General features: G+C 71.2%; 17 protein-coding genes. 6 read left to right on the top strand and 11 right to left on the bottom strand.

Annotated elements, in window-relative coordinates; all coding sequences use genetic code 11:
• On the bottom strand, positions 1 to 591 hold a 591-nt coding region (locus VFA06_RS07520; RefSeq protein WP_324839709.1), incomplete at its 3' end, for a glycoside hydrolase family 95 protein.
• A gap of 129 nt (positions 592 to 720) precedes the next feature.
• Positions 721 to 1,377, bottom strand: a complete 657-nt coding sequence (locus tag VFA06_RS07515; RefSeq protein ID WP_324839708.1) for a ThuA domain-containing protein — start codon at positions 1,375 to 1,377, stop codon at positions 721 to 723.
• 68 nt (positions 1,378 to 1,445) lie between these two features.
• Between VFA06_RS07515 and VFA06_RS07510 the strand changes: the two genes are divergently transcribed.
• Both VFA06_RS07510 and VFA06_RS07505 read left to right on the top strand, forming a co-directional pair.
• A complete protein-coding gene (locus VFA06_RS07510; RefSeq protein WP_324839707.1) occupies positions 1,446 to 2,096 on the top strand; it encodes an AAA family ATPase in 651 nt (216 codons plus the stop codon).
• Positions 2,096 to 2,845 (top strand): phosphodiesterase, encoded by a 750-nt coding sequence (locus tag VFA06_RS07505; RefSeq protein ID WP_349260099.1) that lies wholly within the window; start codon positions 2,096 to 2,098, stop codon positions 2,843 to 2,845. The genes VFA06_RS07510 and VFA06_RS07505 overlap by 1 nt, the downstream gene beginning before the upstream one ends.
• 8 nt (positions 2,846 to 2,853) lie before the next feature.
• On the opposite strand, the gene VFA06_RS07500 is transcribed toward VFA06_RS07505, so the two are convergent.
• The 5 genes from VFA06_RS07500 to VFA06_RS07480 all read right to left on the bottom strand — a co-directional run bounded on the left by VFA06_RS07500 (position 2,854) and on the right by VFA06_RS07480 (position 8,064).
• Complete coding sequence (locus tag VFA06_RS07500) at positions 2,854 to 3,996, bottom strand: D-alanyl-D-alanine carboxypeptidase (protein ID WP_324839705.1); 1,143 nt, start codon at positions 3,994 to 3,996, stop codon at positions 2,854 to 2,856.
• Positions 3,997 to 4,219: 223 nt separating this feature from the next.
• Positions 4,220 to 5,374, bottom strand: a complete 1,155-nt coding sequence (locus tag VFA06_RS07495) for a phosphotransferase enzyme family protein (RefSeq protein ID WP_324839704.1) — start codon at positions 5,372 to 5,374, stop codon at positions 4,220 to 4,222.
• Positions 5,374 to 6,159 (bottom strand): ABC transporter ATP-binding protein, encoded by a 786-nt coding sequence (locus VFA06_RS07490; protein ID WP_324839703.1) that lies wholly within the window; start codon positions 6,157 to 6,159, stop codon positions 5,374 to 5,376. Before VFA06_RS07490 ends, VFA06_RS07495 begins: the two co-directional genes overlap by 1 nt.
• A complete protein-coding gene (locus tag VFA06_RS07485) occupies positions 6,156 to 6,932 on the bottom strand; it encodes an ABC transporter permease (RefSeq protein ID WP_324839702.1) in 777 nt (258 codons plus the stop codon). The genes VFA06_RS07490 and VFA06_RS07485 overlap by 4 nt, the downstream gene beginning before the upstream one ends.
• A 22-nt stretch (positions 6,933 to 6,954) precedes the next feature.
• On the bottom strand, positions 6,955 to 8,064 hold the full coding sequence (locus tag VFA06_RS07480; RefSeq protein ID WP_324839701.1) for an ABC transporter substrate-binding protein: 1,110 nt from the start codon (positions 8,062 to 8,064) through the stop codon (positions 6,955 to 6,957).
• A 186-nt stretch (positions 8,065 to 8,250) separates the two neighbouring features.
• Here VFA06_RS07480 and VFA06_RS07475 point away from each other — a divergent pair, with 186 nt between their 5' ends.
• Both VFA06_RS07475 and VFA06_RS07470 read left to right on the top strand, forming a co-directional pair.
• The gene (locus VFA06_RS07475; protein WP_324839700.1) at positions 8,251 to 9,246 is read left to right on the top strand and encodes an NAD(P)-dependent oxidoreductase; all 996 of its coding nucleotides are present in this window, start codon (positions 8,251 to 8,253) and stop codon (positions 9,244 to 9,246) included.
• Between the two features lie 120 nt (positions 9,247 to 9,366).
• Positions 9,367 to 10,236: a GNAT family N-acetyltransferase gene (locus tag VFA06_RS07470; RefSeq protein WP_324839699.1), complete on the top strand. Its 870-nt coding sequence runs from the start codon at positions 9,367 to 9,369 to the stop codon at positions 10,234 to 10,236.
• A 32-nt stretch (positions 10,237 to 10,268) separates the two neighbouring features.
• Here the strand turns inward: VFA06_RS07470 and VFA06_RS07465 are convergent, their stop codons facing one another.
• Positions 10,269 to 11,486 carry a PP2C family protein-serine/threonine phosphatase gene (locus tag VFA06_RS07465; protein ID WP_324839698.1) on the bottom strand — a complete coding sequence of 406 codons (1,218 nt, stop codon included), beginning with the start codon at positions 11,484 to 11,486 and terminating at the stop codon, positions 10,269 to 10,271.
• Positions 11,487 to 11,643: 157 nt separating this feature from the next.
• Between VFA06_RS07465 and VFA06_RS07460 the strand changes: the two genes are divergently transcribed.
• Positions 11,644 to 12,345, top strand: a complete 702-nt coding sequence (locus VFA06_RS07460; protein WP_324839697.1) for a (Fe-S)-binding protein — start codon at positions 11,644 to 11,646, stop codon at positions 12,343 to 12,345.
• Between the two features lie 66 nt (positions 12,346 to 12,411).
• Here VFA06_RS07460 and VFA06_RS07455 read toward each other — a convergent pair whose 3' ends face one another.
• Positions 12,412 to 13,287: an LLM class flavin-dependent oxidoreductase gene (locus VFA06_RS07455; protein WP_349260097.1), complete on the bottom strand. Its 876-nt coding sequence runs from the start codon at positions 13,285 to 13,287 to the stop codon at positions 12,412 to 12,414.
• Between the two features lie 147 nt (positions 13,288 to 13,434).
• Here VFA06_RS07455 and VFA06_RS07450 point away from each other — a divergent pair, with 147 nt between their 5' ends.
• A complete protein-coding gene (locus VFA06_RS07450; protein WP_349260095.1) occupies positions 13,435 to 14,130 on the top strand; it encodes a class I SAM-dependent methyltransferase in 696 nt (231 codons plus the stop codon).
• Here VFA06_RS07450 and VFA06_RS07445 read toward each other — a convergent pair.
• Positions 14,120 to 15,172, bottom strand: coding sequence for a tetratricopeptide repeat protein (locus tag VFA06_RS07445; RefSeq protein ID WP_324839694.1), 1,053 nt, complete (start codon positions 15,170 to 15,172; stop codon positions 14,120 to 14,122). The genes VFA06_RS07450 and VFA06_RS07445 overlap by 11 nt on opposite strands.
• Before the next feature lie 78 nt (positions 15,173 to 15,250).
• A partial coding sequence (locus VFA06_RS07440) for an ATP-binding protein (protein ID WP_324839693.1) occupies positions 15,251 to 16,515 on the bottom strand: 1,265 nt, incomplete at its 5' end.

Below are 16,515 nucleotides of genomic sequence, written 5' to 3'. Positions count from 1 at the left end.
GTCCTCGTCATCCGGCACGGCACGCACCTCGGCCCGGTGCTGCGGCGTCGCAAGGCTCAGATTCACCTGGAGTCCGTCCGGATCCTCGGTCTCCAGGTGCACCGCGACCACGTCATACTGCGTGCTCACCAGCACCTGCTGGCGAATGCTGCGCCCATCCCCGCCCCACTCGACTGAACTCACGCCCTCGCGCAAGTTCAGCGACCGCCGATACGTACCCGCGTCACCGCCGGCGCCCTGCGCGGATCCATCGCCCGAAGCGCCGGCGAACTCGATGAGCAGGTCGCCGATCGGCTGCAACGCCTCGGCGTCAGCACCCTGCGTCGCGCGCAATGCCTCTCCGGCCGCGACGTGTCGCCCCGCGCGCACGTGCTCGCGGACTTCGGCGATCAGCTGCGGCGCGACCTCGGGGATCGAGGTGTCCGCCGGACCGGACCAGAACGTGTCCTCGTTGAGGTTGATCCGCTCGATCGGTCGCGTCCCGTGGATCATCGCTCCCAGCCTGCCGTTGCCGACGGGCAGCGCCTCGGCCCAGATCTCGGCCGGCCGGGTATAGCGCAGTTCGAGCGGGACATCCGGGTTCGAAGTCACGTGTGTTCACCATTCAGGGTTCGAGCTTGTCGGTGCAACTACAGATCCCGCACTAACCGAGATCACGCCGCTCAATCGCGCCGGCCGTGCCGGCCACTCGATCGTGGACCCCCGGACTCGGCCGGCTCGTCAGTCCAGCCGGGCCGCCCACCTCAGCCCGCCTGCCAGGTGCGCGCGAAAGGCCGGATCGGCGTACGCGGCCTCGGCGTGGCCGAGCGAGGTGTAGAACGACCTGCCGCCGCAGTTCTCGTGGCACCAGGCCAACGGGTGGTCCGGACCCATCGTTCCGCCCTCGTAGCCGCGCTCGTCGACCGAGGCGAGCACGCGCACCGTCCCGCGGGGATTCGACGCGAACTCGTACCACTCGTCACTGAACGACCACTGCGCCGGCAGGTGCTCCGTGGCCGGGTGGCGCTGGTCCTCGACCATCACCGTCGCGGGCTGGAAGTCCGGGTGCCGGGTGAACCTGGCGCCGACCAGGTCGCCGAAGAAGTCCCAGTCCGGCTCGGTACCCGCGGCCAGGTGCACCCCGACGAAGCCGCCGCCCTCGCGCACCCAGGCGCCGAACGCCGAGCGTCCCGCGTCGGTAAGAACATCACCGCTGGTCGACAGGAAAACCACCACGCGGTAATCGGCCAGCGCTTGCGGCGTGAACGCCTCGGGCGCCTCGGTGGCATCGACCCCGAGGCCCACGTCCCGGCCCAGTTCCTCCAGTGCCGCCACGCCCGCCGGGATCGAATCGTGCCGGAACTGGGCCGTGCGGGTGTACACCAGTGCGCGATGCATCGGCCCACCCTAGCGCGGCTCGTCGCCGGTCACATGTCCGTGGCGTGGCGTATGCGAGGATTTCTCACGTGGGTGATCACGTAGGGCGCGGGCACGTCTCCGAACGGGAGATCGGCGAGACGCGCGCGCCCGTGTGGGTCGTGGCCGGAGCGCCCGGCGCCGGCAAGTCGACGGTCGCCGCCCTGCTCGCCGACCGGCTCGACCCGCATCCGGCGCTGCTCGACAAGGACACCGTCTACGGGCCCTTCGTCGCCGCGATGCTGGCGGCGGCCGGCCGGGAACCCGGGGAACGTGAAGGCGACTGGTACGACCGCAACATCAAGGCGTACGAGTATCAGAGTCTTACGGCCACGGCTCGCGAGATCCGCGCGTTCGGCTGCCCGGTGCTGCTCGTCGCGCCATTCACGGGCCAGATCCGCGACCCGGCCCGGTGGACCGAGTGGTCCGTTCAGCTCGGCGGGGGAGAGGTGCACCTGGTGTGGGTGTCCTGCGATCCCGAGGTCCTGCGCCAACGCCTGATGACCCGGGGCAGCGAACGCGACGGCGCCAAACTCGCGGCATACACGCAGTTCATCGAGCGCATGCGACCTGACGAACCACCTCCTGTCCCGCACTTCGCGATCTACAATACGAGTGATCGGCTTGGGCACTGGCCGCCTGCGTCCCTCGTCGAGCAGGTCGAACAGCTGGCGCGGAAAGTGAACGGAGCGCGCGGGTGATCACGGTCGCGCAGGTCAGCGATATTCACATCGGTACCTCCGAGCGCAATGAGGCTCGCGCGCAGCGGCTTTTCGCGCACCTGGCCGAGCTCCCGCGCCCGGTCGACGCGGTCCTCATCACCGGCGACATCGCGGACCACGGCGCGCCGGAGGAGTACGAGAAGATCCGGGCCCTGATCGCGACGCTGCCCTACCCGGTGTTCACCTGCCCCGGCAACCACGACGAGCGCGGCGCCTATGTCAAGGTGCTGCTCGGCGAGGAGCGGGAGGACGCAGGGCAAGGGCCGGTCAACCGGGTGCACACGGCGGGCGGCGCCATCTTCGCCCTCTGCGACTCCGTTATCCCCGGAAAGCCCGGCGGCTACCTCGCGGACGAGACGCTGCAGTGGCTGGACCGGGTACTTACCGACGCCCCGGACGGCGCTCCGGTGTTCGTGTGCTTCCACCACCCTCCGGTGCTGGTCCACGCGCCGTACCTCGACGGCATGCGGCAAACCGGCGGCGAGCGGCTCGCGGCGCTCCTCGGCCGGCACCGCAACGTCGTCGCGATCCTCACCGGGCACGCGCACACGCCGGCCGCCACGACCTTCGCCGGGCTGCCGCTGCTGATCGCGCCCTCGGTGATCTCGACCACCACCCTGCCCTGGGACGGCGAGGGCCTGATCGACGAAGAGGCGCCGGCCGCGCTCGCCTACCACGTCCTGGACGACGACCGCCGGCTCATCACGCACTTCCGCGTCGTGCTCTGAAGCAGGGATTATCGCAGGCTACTGACTACCTGATTGCCCGGCTCGCCCTGCTCTCGCACGGTGAGCACCGCCTCTGAGGGCGAGCCTGACACGCGCAGCACGTAACGCAGGCCAGGCCAGCCGATCACCGTCACCGCCGCCGGCGGAGCCAGGGCTCTGTCAGCGCGCATGGCCTCACTGACGATGGCGACCTCCCGGGCGGCCGGCACGACGGTCGCCGTCATGACCACCGAGCGCGCCGACTCGACGAGACGCTGCGCCGCGGCCAGGGCATGCGGAAGGATCGTCGAACTCGAACCCGGCTGCCCGAGCACCACGCCGAAAAGCCGCCGCGTCGCACCGTTCGGCCCGGCCGGCACGTCGGCCGCGAACATCAGGCAGCCGCCGGCCGCCATCGTCGAACCGGTCTTGATCCCGACGACCCCGTCCCGGCCGAGCAGGGTGTTGAAGTTGTGAATCGACCCGGCGACCGGAATCACCGCGCCCTTCTCCGCGACCAGTTCGGCGAAGGCCGGGATCCGCATCGCCTTCTGCGCGAGCAGCAGTTGGTCCAGCGCGGTGGAGACCGTGCCCCGGTCGAGACCGGAGGGGTCGGTGTACCTCGAATGGGCCATCCCCAGCCGCACGGCCGTCCGGTTGATCCGGGCCAGGAAGGCCGGCACGCTTCCGGAGTCCCAGCGCGCGAGGATCTGCGCGACGTTGTCGGCCGAGGCGAGCAGCAACGCCTGGAGCGCCTGCCGCTCGGTGAGCCGCTCGCCGGATTTGACCGGCACGAGCGACTGGCCCTGCGCGTACTGCCAGCCATACGCCGCGGCCTCCGCGTGCTCGACGGTCAGCGTCGGACCGGAGGCGCCGGGGGCGAGCGGGTGATCGGTGAGGATCTGATACGCGGTCAGCACCTTGGCGACGCTCGCGATCGGCACGGCAGTGGTCGCCGGTCCGGACGTGCCGAGCCGGCCGAGCCCGTCGAAGGCGAGGGCGGCCTGTCCGGACGCGGGCCAGGCGATCGCCGGCGGCTTGCCCGGGAAGGTGTACGACGCGGAGATCTCCTGCACGACCTTGGGCGTGAGCACCGGGGCCGCGAACACCGCTCCGACGCCGCCGCCGATGCCCGCGACCAGGCCGAACGTCAGCCACAACGTGACGCGCACCCATCGGCGCCGCCGTCGCGCGGTCGGCGCGGTACGCGCCCGGGACCGGCGGCCACCGGCGGCGGGGAGGGCGGTTGCGCGGTTCAGGGCCCGGTGCCTGCGTCGTCTTCCCACATGATCAAAATATGCCGAATGGGTGCTTTGTCCTGTCCTGGCACGCGGAACGTTACTCCAGGCGGAGTCGTTCTCGCGGGCAACGCGGCCGGACGAGCGCGGTCGCCGGTCAGTCCCCGAGGGCCGTGCGCAACCGGTCCAGGAAGCGGGCGCCGGCCGGACTGGTGAACCAGGCGGTGTGATCGACGAAGTAGCGGTACGCCAGTTCGGCGTTCTGCGCGGAGCCGGTCACGTCGCGGAAGTAGTCGATCTCGCTGAGGGCGTAGTCGGCATGGCACAGCGCGAGCAGGTCGGGCAGCGCGGCGCGTTCCGAGTCCGTCAGTTTCCTGATTTCCTGGTAGCCGTCGATGAGGGCGAGCGCCGCGTCCGGATGCACCGCGTCGTCGCCCTTCGCGTCCAGCGCGATCCACTCGACCGCGTTGCGCTCGATGGCCGTGGCCAGGTCGTGCACGGCGAAGGCCTTATCGCAGAGGCCGAAATCGAGCACTGTAGAGACCTGCACTGTAGAGCCGGACACTGTGGACGCCGGCGTCCAGCGCCACAGCAGGTTGGAGGCGTGGAAGTCGTTGTGCGTCCAAAGCGGATCCAGCGCGGCGAGCTGCGGCCGCAGCCGCTCGTGATACGACAGATGCCAGCGCTCGACGTCCTCGCGCCAAGGCCGCGCCGAAAGGTCCTCGGCCAGCGCCGGACGCGCCGCAGCATACTGATCGACGGCGGCGATCGGATCGTCGCCGGCGAAGATCGCGAAGCCGGCGGTCAGCTGACGCGGAGCGCGGGCCGGCGCGGCGTATCCGCGCGCTGCCTCATGCAGCTCGGCCAAAGCGCGCCCGGCGGCGTGCGCGTGGCTGAGCTGCATGAACGGCGACCAGGAGATCGCCTCCCGGTACAGGTCTTCTCCGTCGCCGACCGAGTGAACCTCGTACGTCCACTCGCCGACCGCGAGCGCGGTGCCGCCGTCGTCGTCGGTCAGCACGTCCACCACCGCGGCGCCGCCGCGCCGAAGGTGCGCGAGAAAGGCGTGCTCCTCGTGCAGTCCGTCGAGGGAACGCACCCGCCGATGGTGCCGCTTGACGAACACCGATCCGCCGCGTGCCGTCTCGACCAACCCCGCGGCCGACAGCGGACGCGGCGAGCGCCAGGTCAGGGCGCGGGCGCCAGCCGCCTGCGGATACCGGCGCAGCACGGCGTCGACTTCGGCGAAAGTGAGCGGTGGCCAGTCGGGCGCGACGCTCTCGGTGCCCATCCCATGCACGAGGTGCGACATCAGGGCACGTCCGAAGTCGGGCCGAGCGCGCCGAGGACCTGCTGCTCCAGCCGGGCGAACTCGGGCAGCAGGAACGTCTGCGCGGTGCGCGGACGCGGCAGGTCCACGAGAATGCGCGCGGCCAGCGTGGCCGGACGCGAGGTGAGTACGTGCACTGAGTCAGCGAGGAAGACCGCTTCCCGGATGTCGTGCGTCACAAGCAGGACCGTCCACGCGTGCCGCTGCCACATCTGCGCCAGCCAAAGCTGCATCTGAGTGCGGGTGAGCGAGTCGAGCGCGCCGAACGGCTCGTCGAGCAGCAGCACCGAACGCCGCATCGCGACGGTCCGAAGCAGCGCCGCCCGCTGCCGCATGCCGCCGGACAGCTGCGCGGGGTAGGCGCGCTCGAAGCCGTCGAGCCCGAACTCCCCGAACAGCGGCCGGACCGCGGCGCGCGCCGCCTTCTTCGCGGCGCCCTGTACTTCCAGTCCGAGCGCGGCGTTGTCCTCGACCGTGCGCCACGGGAACAGCAGGTCCTTCTGCGGCATGTACGCGACCTGATCGCTGTGCCCGGTGGCCGCGCGGCCGTCGATGAAGACGGTCCCCCGCGATGGCCGGTCGAGCCCGGCGACGATGTTGAAGAGGGTTGACTTGCCGCTACCGCTCGGGCCGATGACGGCGGTGAACTCACCCGGCCGCACCGCGAGATCCAGGCCGTCGAGCACGCGCAGCGGATCCTGGCCCGGCCGGGGGAACTCGTGGGCGAGCCCGCGCACTTCCAGCCGGTATCCGCCGCCGGCGTTCACGGCCGGTCCCGGCCCGCGGCCCGCGGCGCCTCGAACCGGCGCCAGGGTGTGACCAGCCGCTCGAGCAGATAGGTCGAGGCGAACAGCAGCACACTCAGTAGCGCGATCACCAGGATCGTGGCGAAGACCAGGTCGATGCGGAAGTTCTGCTGCATCTGCTGCATGTAGATGCCCAGGCCGTTCTCCGCCCCGGCGTACTCGGCGAACACCGCGCCGCCGATCGCGTACGTGATCGAGACCCGCAGGCCGGTGAAGAAGAACGGCAACGCCCCGGGCACCCGCACCTTCGCAAAGGACTGCCACCGGCTCGCGCCCATCGAGCGCAGCAGCCGCATCGCGTCGCCGTCCGCGGTGGCGAAGCCCTCCGCCAGCGCGGCGGTGAGCGGGAAGAAGGTGGCCAGCGCGACCAGCAGCACCTTCGGCAGCAGCTGGAAGCCGAAGATGACGACGAACAGCGGGGCGATCGCGACCACCGGGATCGTCTGCGAGGCCACCAGCAGCGGATAGACCGCGCGCCGCGCCGCGTCGGAGAAGTCCATCGCCGTCGCGATCAGCCACGAAAGCACGAACGACACTCCGAAGCCGGTCGCGGTCTCGGTGAGCGTTGGAACCGCGTTGTGCCAAAGGTCGCCGCGCACCTGCCAGCCCGCCGAGACCACCTGCCACGGCGTGGGCAGCACCTGCGCGTCGCGGATCGCGAACTGCGCGACCAGCTGCCAGCCGGCGATCAGCACGACAGCGAGCAGCAGCGGCGGCCACAGCGTGCGCCCCACCCGGCGACCGGTCACCGCAGCGTCACGGGCTCTGGTCGGAAGCCGGCAGGTACGCGTTCGTATACAGCGACGAGAGCTGCGGCTCCGCGGACAGCGACTTGCCCGAGGCGTCGGCCAGGATCCCGTTGTTGTACAAGAAGTCGGTCAGCGCCTTCCAACGCGCCTCGCTCTGCACCCCTATCTTGCCGTCAGGGTCCTTGTAGTACTGCGAGGCCTCCAGCGCAGCGCTCTGATCCACCAGCTCGCGCTGCCCGCCGAGCACCGACCGATTCGCCTGGATCAGCAGATTCGCCGCCTGCTGCGGCTGCGCGGCGGCGTACTGGTAGCCCTTCAGCGTCGCCGCGAGGAACCTGCGGGCGAGGTCGGCGTGCGCGCTGAGATATTGGTGCGAAGAGGCGATCAGCGCGGAGTAGATCGGCGGGAAGCCGTAGTCGGACACGTCGAAGGTGCGCAGCGGCTTGCCCACCAGCTTGGCCTGGATGACCTCCCAGGTCGGCTCGGGCAGCGCGAAGTCCGCCTGGCCCGCGTAGAGCGCCTGGTAGGCGTCTGTGTTGAGGGTCACATCCTTGAACGTGCCGGCACCGCCCGCCTGCTTGATCACGTACTTGAGCATCGGCTGCTCCAGCGGCGAGCCGTAACCCGCGTACGTCTTGCCGTCCAGCTGCTTGGGCGAGGTGATCCCGCTGTCTGCCCGCACCCCGATCACCACGTCGGTCTTCTGCGTGATCGCGAAGACCGAAGTGAGGTCGCCGCCGGTGGCCGCCGCCTCGGTGAGGCCGTCCTGATAGGAGATGCCGAAGTCGGCCTTGTGCGTGGCGACCAGCGTTTCCGGCGCGGTGGAGCCGTAGGGCACCAGCTTCAGGTCGATCCCGGCGCTCTTGTAGTAGCCGAGCTGCTGGGCGACGAAGATGCCGGTGTGGTTGGTGTTCGGCGTCCAGTCCAGCGCCAGCGTGACCGTGCTCGCCGGCCCGGCGGAACCGCCCCCGGAGCCGGACGAGGCCGAGGAGGACGAAGACGAGCAGGCCGCCACGGAGCCGAGAGCTGCCGCGAAGGCCAGGGTCACGGCGACGCGGCGCCGCGCCGCGTGGCGCCTGCCGGTGGCTTCACGTGCGGTGCGATGCCCGAGGTCCATGATCGATCATCATATCGCCAACGAAGTGCGGTTCCGTATAACGGACGGCTTCGGTCACCATGCGGACCCGCGCCGAACGAGGTGCCGCCTGAGCACGTTTCAACACCCCGTATCGTGGGATTGAGCGCACCGGTTCGCATCGCGACGGTGCGCGCAGGAGCAGTGGAGAAGAGGGGGAAAGAGGATATGGCTGCCGACAACGACAGTTCTGGAAGTACCGCCGCCGGCAACAGCACGGCGGTGAGCGGTGCAGTGGCCGGCAACGGCGCGCCCCAGGCGGGCGCGATCACTAACAGCATCGGCTGGATCGGCACCGGACGCATGGGCAGCGCCTTGGTGACGCGGCTGCTCGGCGCCGGCCAGCAGGTGGCGGTGTGCAACCGCACCCGCGTCAAGGCGGAGGAGCTGGCGCCGCTCGGGGCGAAGGTGGTGGACACCCCGGCGGACCTGGTCGACTGCCGCATCGTCTTCGTCACGGTGGACACCCCGGCCAGCCTGGTCGCGGTGGCCACCACGCTGTTCGGCGGCGACCGCGGCCCGCGCATCGTGGTGGACTGCTCGACGGTGGACGCCCCGGCCGCGCGCACGCTGCGCGAACTGGCCGCGAAGACCGACACCGCGGTACTGGCCGCCCCGGTCAGCGGAAACGCGGGAGCGGTCGCCGGCGGCACCGCCTCGTTCTGCGTTTCAGGTCCGCTCGAGGCCTACCAGCAGGTGCTGCCGCTGCTGGAGATCCTCGGACGCTCCGTCAGCTACGTGGGCGACGGTGACGCGGCGCGCGTGGTCAAGCTGTGCCACAACATGCTGCTCGGCGTGATGGCGCAGACCCTCGCCGAGGTCTCGACGCTCGCCCAGCGCTACGGCGTCACCCGCACGGCCCTGATGCAGTTCCTCAACGGCTCGGTGCTGGGTTCGGACTTCACCCGGTACAAGACCCCGGCGATGCTGAACCTCGACTTCACGCCGACCTTCACCACGGAGCTGCTGCGCAAGGACTTCGACCTCGGACTCGCCGCCGCGCGCGTGGTGGAGAGCCCGATGCCCGTGGCCGGCGCGGCGTACCAGCGCATCCAGGAGGCGGTGACCTCCGGCTTCCGGGACCTGGACTTCGCGGCGCTGCTCGAACTCCAGGCGCGCAGCGCAGGCTTCGAACTGCGGCCCGAGGGCAACAGCGCGGGCTGAACCCGAGGCCGACAGCATCACCGGCGGCCGGAGACGCGACGTGCCGCGTCTCCGGCCGCCGGCGCATCTGCCGGGGCGACGGTCAACCGGTCGAAACTCGGATGCGAACGAATCGGCCGGATGCCAGACTGGCGTATGGCTTGGCAGACTACTGACGACTTGGCGGCCTTCGACGCGGCCGCGCTCGATTTCCTGCGCGCGCAGCCCACCCAGAACACCATCCTGCTGTCTATTCCTTCGGTGCTGAGGGAACGCGGCTTGGACGCGTACGGCGACGGCGGCCCGCGCTTCGGCTGGTACGAGGACGCGAACGGCGCGGTGAGCGCCGCGTTCGTGCAGACCCCGCCGCATCCGCTGCTCGTTTCCGACCTGCCTGATGAGGCGGCGGCGCGGTCCCTCGTCGAGGTGCTGCGGGCCTCCGGGCGCCCGCTGCCCGGGATCAACGGTCCGCAGCCGGTCGCCGAGGCGGTGGCGAGCGCCTGGTGCGCCGAGACCGGGGCGGTGGCGCGGGAGGGGGCGAAGCACCGGCTCTACCTGCTCGGCGAACTGACCTGGCCGGCGCCGCTCCCCGCCGGAACCGCACGCGTCGCGACCGAAGACGACCTCGATCTGCTGCTGGCCTGGTTCGTGGATTTCGCCGAGGAGGTCGGCGACCCGGTGATCAATGCCGAGCGGGCGGTGGTGGACCGGCTCGACTACGGCGGCCTGACGCTGTGGGAGGTGGACGGGGCGCCGGTTTCGATGGCCGGGATCACACGGCTGCTGGAAGGCGGCGGCATCCGGGTCGGTCCGGTGTACACGCCGAAGGCGCTGCGCGGGCGCGGTTACGCGGCCGCGGCCACCGCGGCGGTCTGCGAGACAGCCTTCGAACGCGGAGCGCGCGAGGTGTCGCTGTTCACTGATTTGGCCAACCCGACCAGCAACGCCTTGTATCAGCGCCTGGGCTTCCGGCCGCTCGGCGACCGCGTGGTGTTCCGCTTCGAGGATTGATCGACCCGCCGAGGACTGATCGACCCGCCGGTTCACTCCCGCGTGGGTGCCAGCGCCTCGGACGTGCCGCGGTCGGGGTGCCAGGCGGCCAGCACGATGGTGGCGTCGTCGCGCAGCCGGTCGTCGTGGTGCTCCAGGATGGCGTGGATGAGCCGGCGCAGCGCCTCGGGCGGTGGTTCCTCCGCGGCCAGGGAACGCAGCACGAAGTCGACCAGGCGCTGCTCGCCGAACAGCTCTCCGGCGGCGGAGCGGGCCTCGGTGACCCCGTCGGTATGCAGCAGCAGCCGGTCGCCGGGCTCGAGCTGCGCCTGGTGCACGGTGCGGGTGGCTTGGTATTGCGGGCGCAGGCCCAGCGGCAGTTCGCCGCGTGCCTCAAGGGCGCGGGGCACCACCCGCCGTCCGCGGATCAGCAGCGGCGGGGGATGCCCGCAGTTGACCCAGGTCAGCAGCCCGCTGTCCAGGTCGAGGTCGGCGAACACGCCGGTGAGCGAGATCCCGGGCAGCCAGCGCTCAAGCTCGGCGTCGACGTGCTCGGCGATCTGCAGCAGCGGCCCGCAGGCGCGGCGTACGCTGCGGCAGCTGGCCAGCGCGATCGCGGAGGCCAGCCCGGAGCCCAGGTCGTGGCCCATCGCGTCCAGGATGGTCAGATGCAGCCGGCCGTCGTCGAGGCCGTGGTCGAACGCGTCGCCGCCGATCTCGTAGGCCGGCTCCAGCACCGCGGTGGAGGTGACCCGGTCGGTGCCGAGGGTCAGCGGCGGCAGGAACGCCCAGACCATCTCGGCGGCGGTGTTCATCGGCTCTCGGCGCGCGACGCGGGCGTACAGGTCGCTGTATCCGGTCATGGACACGATGATCAAGGTGGCGAGCGAGGCGAGGGCTTCGGCGGCTTCCAGCATTCTCGCGGTCAACTGCGCCGCGGTGATGCGCACCACCCCGACCCGTTCCACCCCGTCGACCAGCGGCAGCCATACCGTGAGCGAGCCGTGCTTGGTCAGGCGGGGAGAGACGGTCCGGTAGGCCCATCCGGCGAGGGTGCCGTCGATCGGGATCGGCTCGGCTTCTTCGCCGCACGCGCGTGCGTCCGGCAGCGGTACCAGCATGTCCTGCTGGACGTCAGCCAGGTACAGCGCCGCTTCGGCCATGCCCAGCCGGTGCGCGGTGTGCTCGACGAGACCCGCCAGCTGGGACGGCGCCGCGGTGTGCGAGCGTGCCAACAGCTCCGCCAGCGCGCTGTCCAGCTCCTGCGTCACCGCCACCACCACCCGTCGACCGGCCTCGCGGCGCAACACCCATCCGTGGCCTGTTCACCGCCGGGTACCCATCGGCCGACAGCACAGACATGTTGCCGTGGTGCGCTCCGGCGGACGATGATGTCATCGGATCTTTGACCGAGGAGAGGCCGGGCTGGTGCGGATCGCGCTGTTCATCACCTGCTTGAACGACGCGCTGTTCCCCGATGCGGGGAAGGCGACCGTCGCGCTGCTCGAACGGCTCGGCGTCGAGGTCGACTTCCCGATGGCCCAGACCTGCTGTGGGCAGATGCACTACAACACGGGATACCCGGCCGACGCGGCCGCGCTCGCGGCCTCCTTCGCGGCGGCCTTCGCAGGGTACGAATACGTGGTAGCGCCCTCGGGCTCGTGCGCCGCGATGGTGCGCGACATTCATCCGAGGATCGTGCCGGACGCTTCCGTGCCGCGCGTGTTCGAGCTGTCGGAGTTCCTCATCGACGTGCTCGGCGTCGAGGACGTCGGCGCGTACTTCCCGCACAAGGTCACCTATCACCCGACGTGTCACTCGCTGCGGCTGCTGAACGTCGGCGACCGGCCGTTGCGGCTGCTGCGAGCCGTCGCCGGTCTCGAACTGGAGGAACTGCCCGGGGCGCAGGAGTGCTGCGGTTTCGGCGGCACCTTCTCGCTCAAGAACCCGGACGTCTCCACCGCGATGGGCGCCGACAAGGTAGCCAATGCGGTCAGCACCGGCGCGCAGTACCTCGTCGCCGCGGACAACTCGTGCCTGATGCACATCGGCGGGCTCGCACAGCGCTCCGGAGCGCCGATCCGCACGATCCACCTGGCCGAGGTGCTGGCCGCGACGCGCGCGGCCTGACGGCCCCTCAGCCGTCGGCGGTCGGATCCGCACCCGCGGCGCCGACCGCCGCACCGTTGCGCGGTATCAGTCCCCGGATCCGGCCGGCCGCACCGCCGCGGCCGCCTCGGCGAACTGGCGCGTGGGCTCGTCCCCGACCGGCCGCAGCACGACGCTGTCGACACCTGCGTCCCACAGTTCGCGTACGCGCTGCGCGACCTGCGCCGCGTCCCCCGAGACGGTGAAGACCTCCTGCTCAGGCACGCCGAGCATCTGCGAGTACTCCGCGAGCACCGGCGCGAGTGCGGCTCGGACCTCGGCCTGATCCGCGCGGATGCACAGGTGCGTGAAGATGACCAGCTCGTGCGGCCCGGGGTTCGCGGCGCCGGCGCGTCCCTTCTCGATCAGGGCTCGGATGCCCGGCAGGTCGTTCGGGCCGCGGCCCTCCACCACGAGCGTGCCGTCCGCGACGCGGCCCGCCAGTTCCAGCGAGCGCGGGCCGATGACTCCGGCGATCACCGGCGGCGGCTGCCGCGGCGGGTGCACCAGCTGGATCTCCTCCAGGTGGATCGCGCGCCCGTCGACCGAGACCTCCTCGCCGCGCAGGATCGCCCGCACCGCGCCGATGGTCTCCTCCAGCAGCGCGAGCTTGTGCGGCACGCTCGCGCCGACCTGCGCCATCCACTGCGGCGCGCCATGCCCGATGCCCGCCGCGAGACGGCCGGGATAAAGGCGCGCCAGCGTGCCGAACTCCATGGCCAGCAGCGCCGGGTTTCGCAGCGGCGCCGGCGCGATGCCGATGCCGACCCGCAGCCGCTCGGTCGCGGCGAGCACGGTGGCCGCGGACGCGATCGAGCCGGCCCAGCGCAGATCCTCGACCACCCACAGGTCGTCCGCTCCCGCCGCCTCCACCTCCCGGGCGAAGGCGACCAGCGATTCCGGCGGCAGCGAGCGGTCGAACATGACCCCGAGGCGGCGGCGGCGTGCATCGCCGTGTTGTAGATCACCGTGCGAGTCGCCACCCTGCTGCGAACTGTCGATCATGGGGAAACGCTAGCAGCGGCCGCCGACACCCGACGTGGAACGAGGTGACCTGTTTCGATGGAGAGCATGGATCACATGGCACGCGAAGGGTACAGCGGCACCGGTCCCGGGCCGATCACGCCGGACGGCTGCGCGGTCGAGCTGTACGAGCGCATTCCGCTGGGCGACGAAGTCGACATCGTGCAAGCTGCGGTGCCTGCCGGCGCTTCCCTCCTCGAACTCGGCTGCGGCGTCGGCCGGATGACCAGGCCGCTCGTCCAGCGCGGGTTCGCCGTGACCGCGGTCGACGAGTCGGCCGAAATGCTCGAACGGGTCACCGGAGTGCGCACCGTGCGCAGCCCGATCGAGCTGCTCGACCTCGGCGAGCGCTTCGACGTGGTGCTGCTCGCCTCTTTCCTCGTCCACGCCGGCGACGCCAAAGTGCGCCGAGGGATCCTGAGCACCTGCCAGCGTCACGTCGCGGACGATGGATGCGTTCTGATTCAACGCCGGCCCGAAGGCTGGGAGGACCGCATTCCCCGCGAGGCCGTGCTGGGCGACGGGTTGGTGCGCGTCGTCTCCTCGGTCCCGGTCGGCGCGGACGTGCGGTCGGTGCGCGCCGAGTACTTCTTTCCGGACGCGCATTGGACCCAGACCTACCTCGCGCACCCGATGACCGAAGCAGAGTTCGAGCAGACGCTCGCGGAAGCCGGCCTGCGCGTCGATGCGTATCTGACCCCTGATCGGTCCTGGGTGAGAGCCGTGCGTATGGTCACTTCTTAACATTGCGGGCGTTGCGGGCCGCGATGAGCAGGCCGAGGCCGATGAACGGCAGCAGGTGGCCCTCGTGCCCGAACCCGCCGAGCGCCGCGCGGACCTCGCGCTGCGGCACGAGCTGCACTATCGCGCCGACCACCACGATCGCCAGCGCGATCGCGAACACCGCCATCGCCGTCAGCGCCCTGCGATCGGTGCGCAGGATCATCGTGGCGAACGCGCCGACGCTGCGCCGCGCGATCGCCAGGATCCAGCCCAGGCCGGCCAGCAGTCCGGCGGTGAGCGTGATGCCGAGCCCGCGCAGCACCAGCGGGCTGGCCACCCCCGCGGTGAACACGACCACGAGCACGCAGGCGTAGGCGATCGCGCACAGGCGGCGCAGCAGCAGCACGATCGTGTTCGCGAGGTTCTCCCGGGCCAGCTTCTGCTGCGGGTTGTGGCGCAGCGAGGTGCGGAATCCGGCCAGCGCGCGGGCCCAGCGCCCGTTGGCCCGGTCGAGCACGGCGATGTTGTTGTGCGCGGTGGCGAGGTTCGGGTTGATGCTCAACGCGTGCAGGTACGCCGCGCGCGCCTCTTCGGTCCGGCCGAGCTGCTTGACCACGACCCCGTAGAGCACGTGCACGTCGGCCTCGTTCGGGGCCAGCTCGCGCGCCCGGTGCGCGGCCGGGAGGGCCAAGTGCGGGTCGCTGTGCCGCAGGCACTCCGCCAGCAGCCAGTGGCACCGCCACTCGTCCGGCGCGAGCCGCAGTGCCTCGCGCGCCGAGTTGGTGGCCGCCCACCGGTCGCCCAGCGAGTTGTACGCGTTGGCCAGGATGCGGTGCCCGTGCTCGGAGGCCGGGTCGGCCGCGACCGCCGCCTTCGCGGTGTCTATGGCCAGGTCCATGTCCCCGGCCGCGTGGTGGCAGCGGGCCAGCAGCCGCAGCGCGAACGCGTTGGCGGGATCGGCGGCCAGCAGCGTGCTGAGCCGGGCGCGGGCCTCGGCGGCGCGGCCGAGGTCGAGCAGCGTCGAAGCACGCAGCAGTTCGTTGCGGGCGTCGAGCTCGGTCACCGCTCCACCTCGGTCATTGCTTCGGATCGGTTGCCGCTGCGGATCGGTCGCCGCCGCGCGTCGGACAGCGCGCCGGGCCTACAGCAGCTTGCGCTTCTTCAGATAGTCCAGCAGATCGTCATAGGCGCCGGCCTCGTTCGCGAACATCGCCACATTGCGCGCCGACTCGAGCCACGGCCCGATCGACGGGCGCACCTCGGCCAGCGCCGCCTCGATGTCCCGCATCTCAATCATCCGTACCGCGCCGGAGACCGCCGAGTCCAGCAGCGCCCGCTCGGCGGCGGTCTCGCAGACGTGCGCGAGGTCGGCGCCCGAGTAACCCTCGGTGCGCTTCGCCGTGGCGGCCAGGTCGATCTTGGCGACCGGCCGGCCCTTGAGGTGGTGGCGCAGGATCGCCTCGCGGGCGGACTGGTCCGGCGGCAGCACGAGCACCGTACGGTCCAGCCGCCCGGGCCGCCGCAGCGCCACGTCCACGTCCCAGGGCGCGTTGGTGGCCGCCAGTACGAAGACGCCGTCGTTCTGCGCGCCGACGCCGTCGAGCTCTGAGAGCAGCTGGTTGACGGTGCCGCGCATCGAGTTCGACCGCAGCTGGCTGCGCCGCTGCCCGATCGCGTCCACCTCGTCGAGGAAGAGCACGCAGGGCGCGTGCCGCCGGGCGGTGGCGAAGATCTCGCTCAGGTTCCGCTCGCTCTGCCCTATGTACATGTCCAGCACGTCGGCCAGCGTCACCGAGAAGAACGCCGCGCCGAGCTCGCCGGCGATCGCGCGGGCCAGGAAGGTCTTGCCGCAGCCGGGCGGGCCGTAGAGCAGCAGGCCGCCCTTGAGCGACTTGCCGTAGAGCCGGCTGAGCTCCGGATTGCGCATCGGCGCCAGGAACGCCGCCTCGAGCCGCTTCTTGACCTGCGCCATGCCGCCGACGTCGGCCAGACGCACGGTGCTGATCTCCTCCACGTCGTACGCGGGCTCGGTCAGCTCCTCGTCGTCCGCGTCGAGGAACATCGGCGGCAGGATCTCGCCGAGGTCGCGGGCGGCCGCGTCCCAGTCGAAGGAGTCGAAGTCCGGCTCGCTCGAGCGCTGCGGCGGGGGAGCGGGTATGGCCGAGGCGGGGGAGGAGGTGCCGGTCGCGTCGTGGGGCGCGTGCGGCTGCGGCGGAGCCGAGGGCTCGGCGAAGGGCGACTCGTCGGCGCGCAGCGCATCGCGGGCCGCCGCGTCCTGAGTGGGCGCTGCCTGGGCGGGCGCCTCGTAAGGGGAAGAATCGCGGGCCGGCTCCTGCGCCGCCGGGGACGACGTGCCCGGGGCGTCGACGCGTATCCCGCCGCCGACCGCGCGCTGCATCAGCTCCA

It is taken from the genome of Actinocrinis sp. (assembly GCF_035653575.1).
GTDB lineage: Bacteria > Actinomycetota > Actinomycetes > Streptomycetales > Catenulisporaceae > Actinocrinis.
Note: the sequence above shows the minus strand (reverse complement) of the source record. Positions and strands in the feature narration are given on the sequence as shown.

Coding starts and splice junctions, on each gene's coding strand:
- VFA06_RS07480 (WP_324839701.1), bottom strand. CDS start 8,064: ATGGACCTCGGGCATCGCACCGCACGTGAAGCCACCGGCAGGCGCCAC.
- VFA06_RS07470 (WP_324839699.1), top strand. CDS start 9,367: ATGCCAGACTGGCGTATGGCTTGGCAGACTACTGACGACTTGGCGGCC.
- VFA06_RS07450 (WP_349260095.1), top strand. CDS start 13,435: ATGGATCACATGGCACGCGAAGGGTACAGCGGCACCGGTCCCGGGCCG.
- VFA06_RS07475 (WP_324839700.1), top strand. CDS start 8,251: ATGGCTGCCGACAACGACAGTTCTGGAAGTACCGCCGCCGGCAACAGC.
- VFA06_RS07495 (WP_324839704.1), bottom strand. CDS start 5,374: ATGTCGCACCTCGTGCATGGGATGGGCACCGAGAGCGTCGCGCCCGAC.
- VFA06_RS07515 (WP_324839708.1), bottom strand. CDS start 1,377: ATGCATCGCGCACTGGTGTACACCCGCACGGCCCAGTTCCGGCACGAT.
- VFA06_RS07455 (WP_349260097.1), bottom strand. CDS start 13,287: ATGTTCGACCGCTCGCTGCCGCCGGAATCGCTGGTCGCCTTCGCCCGG.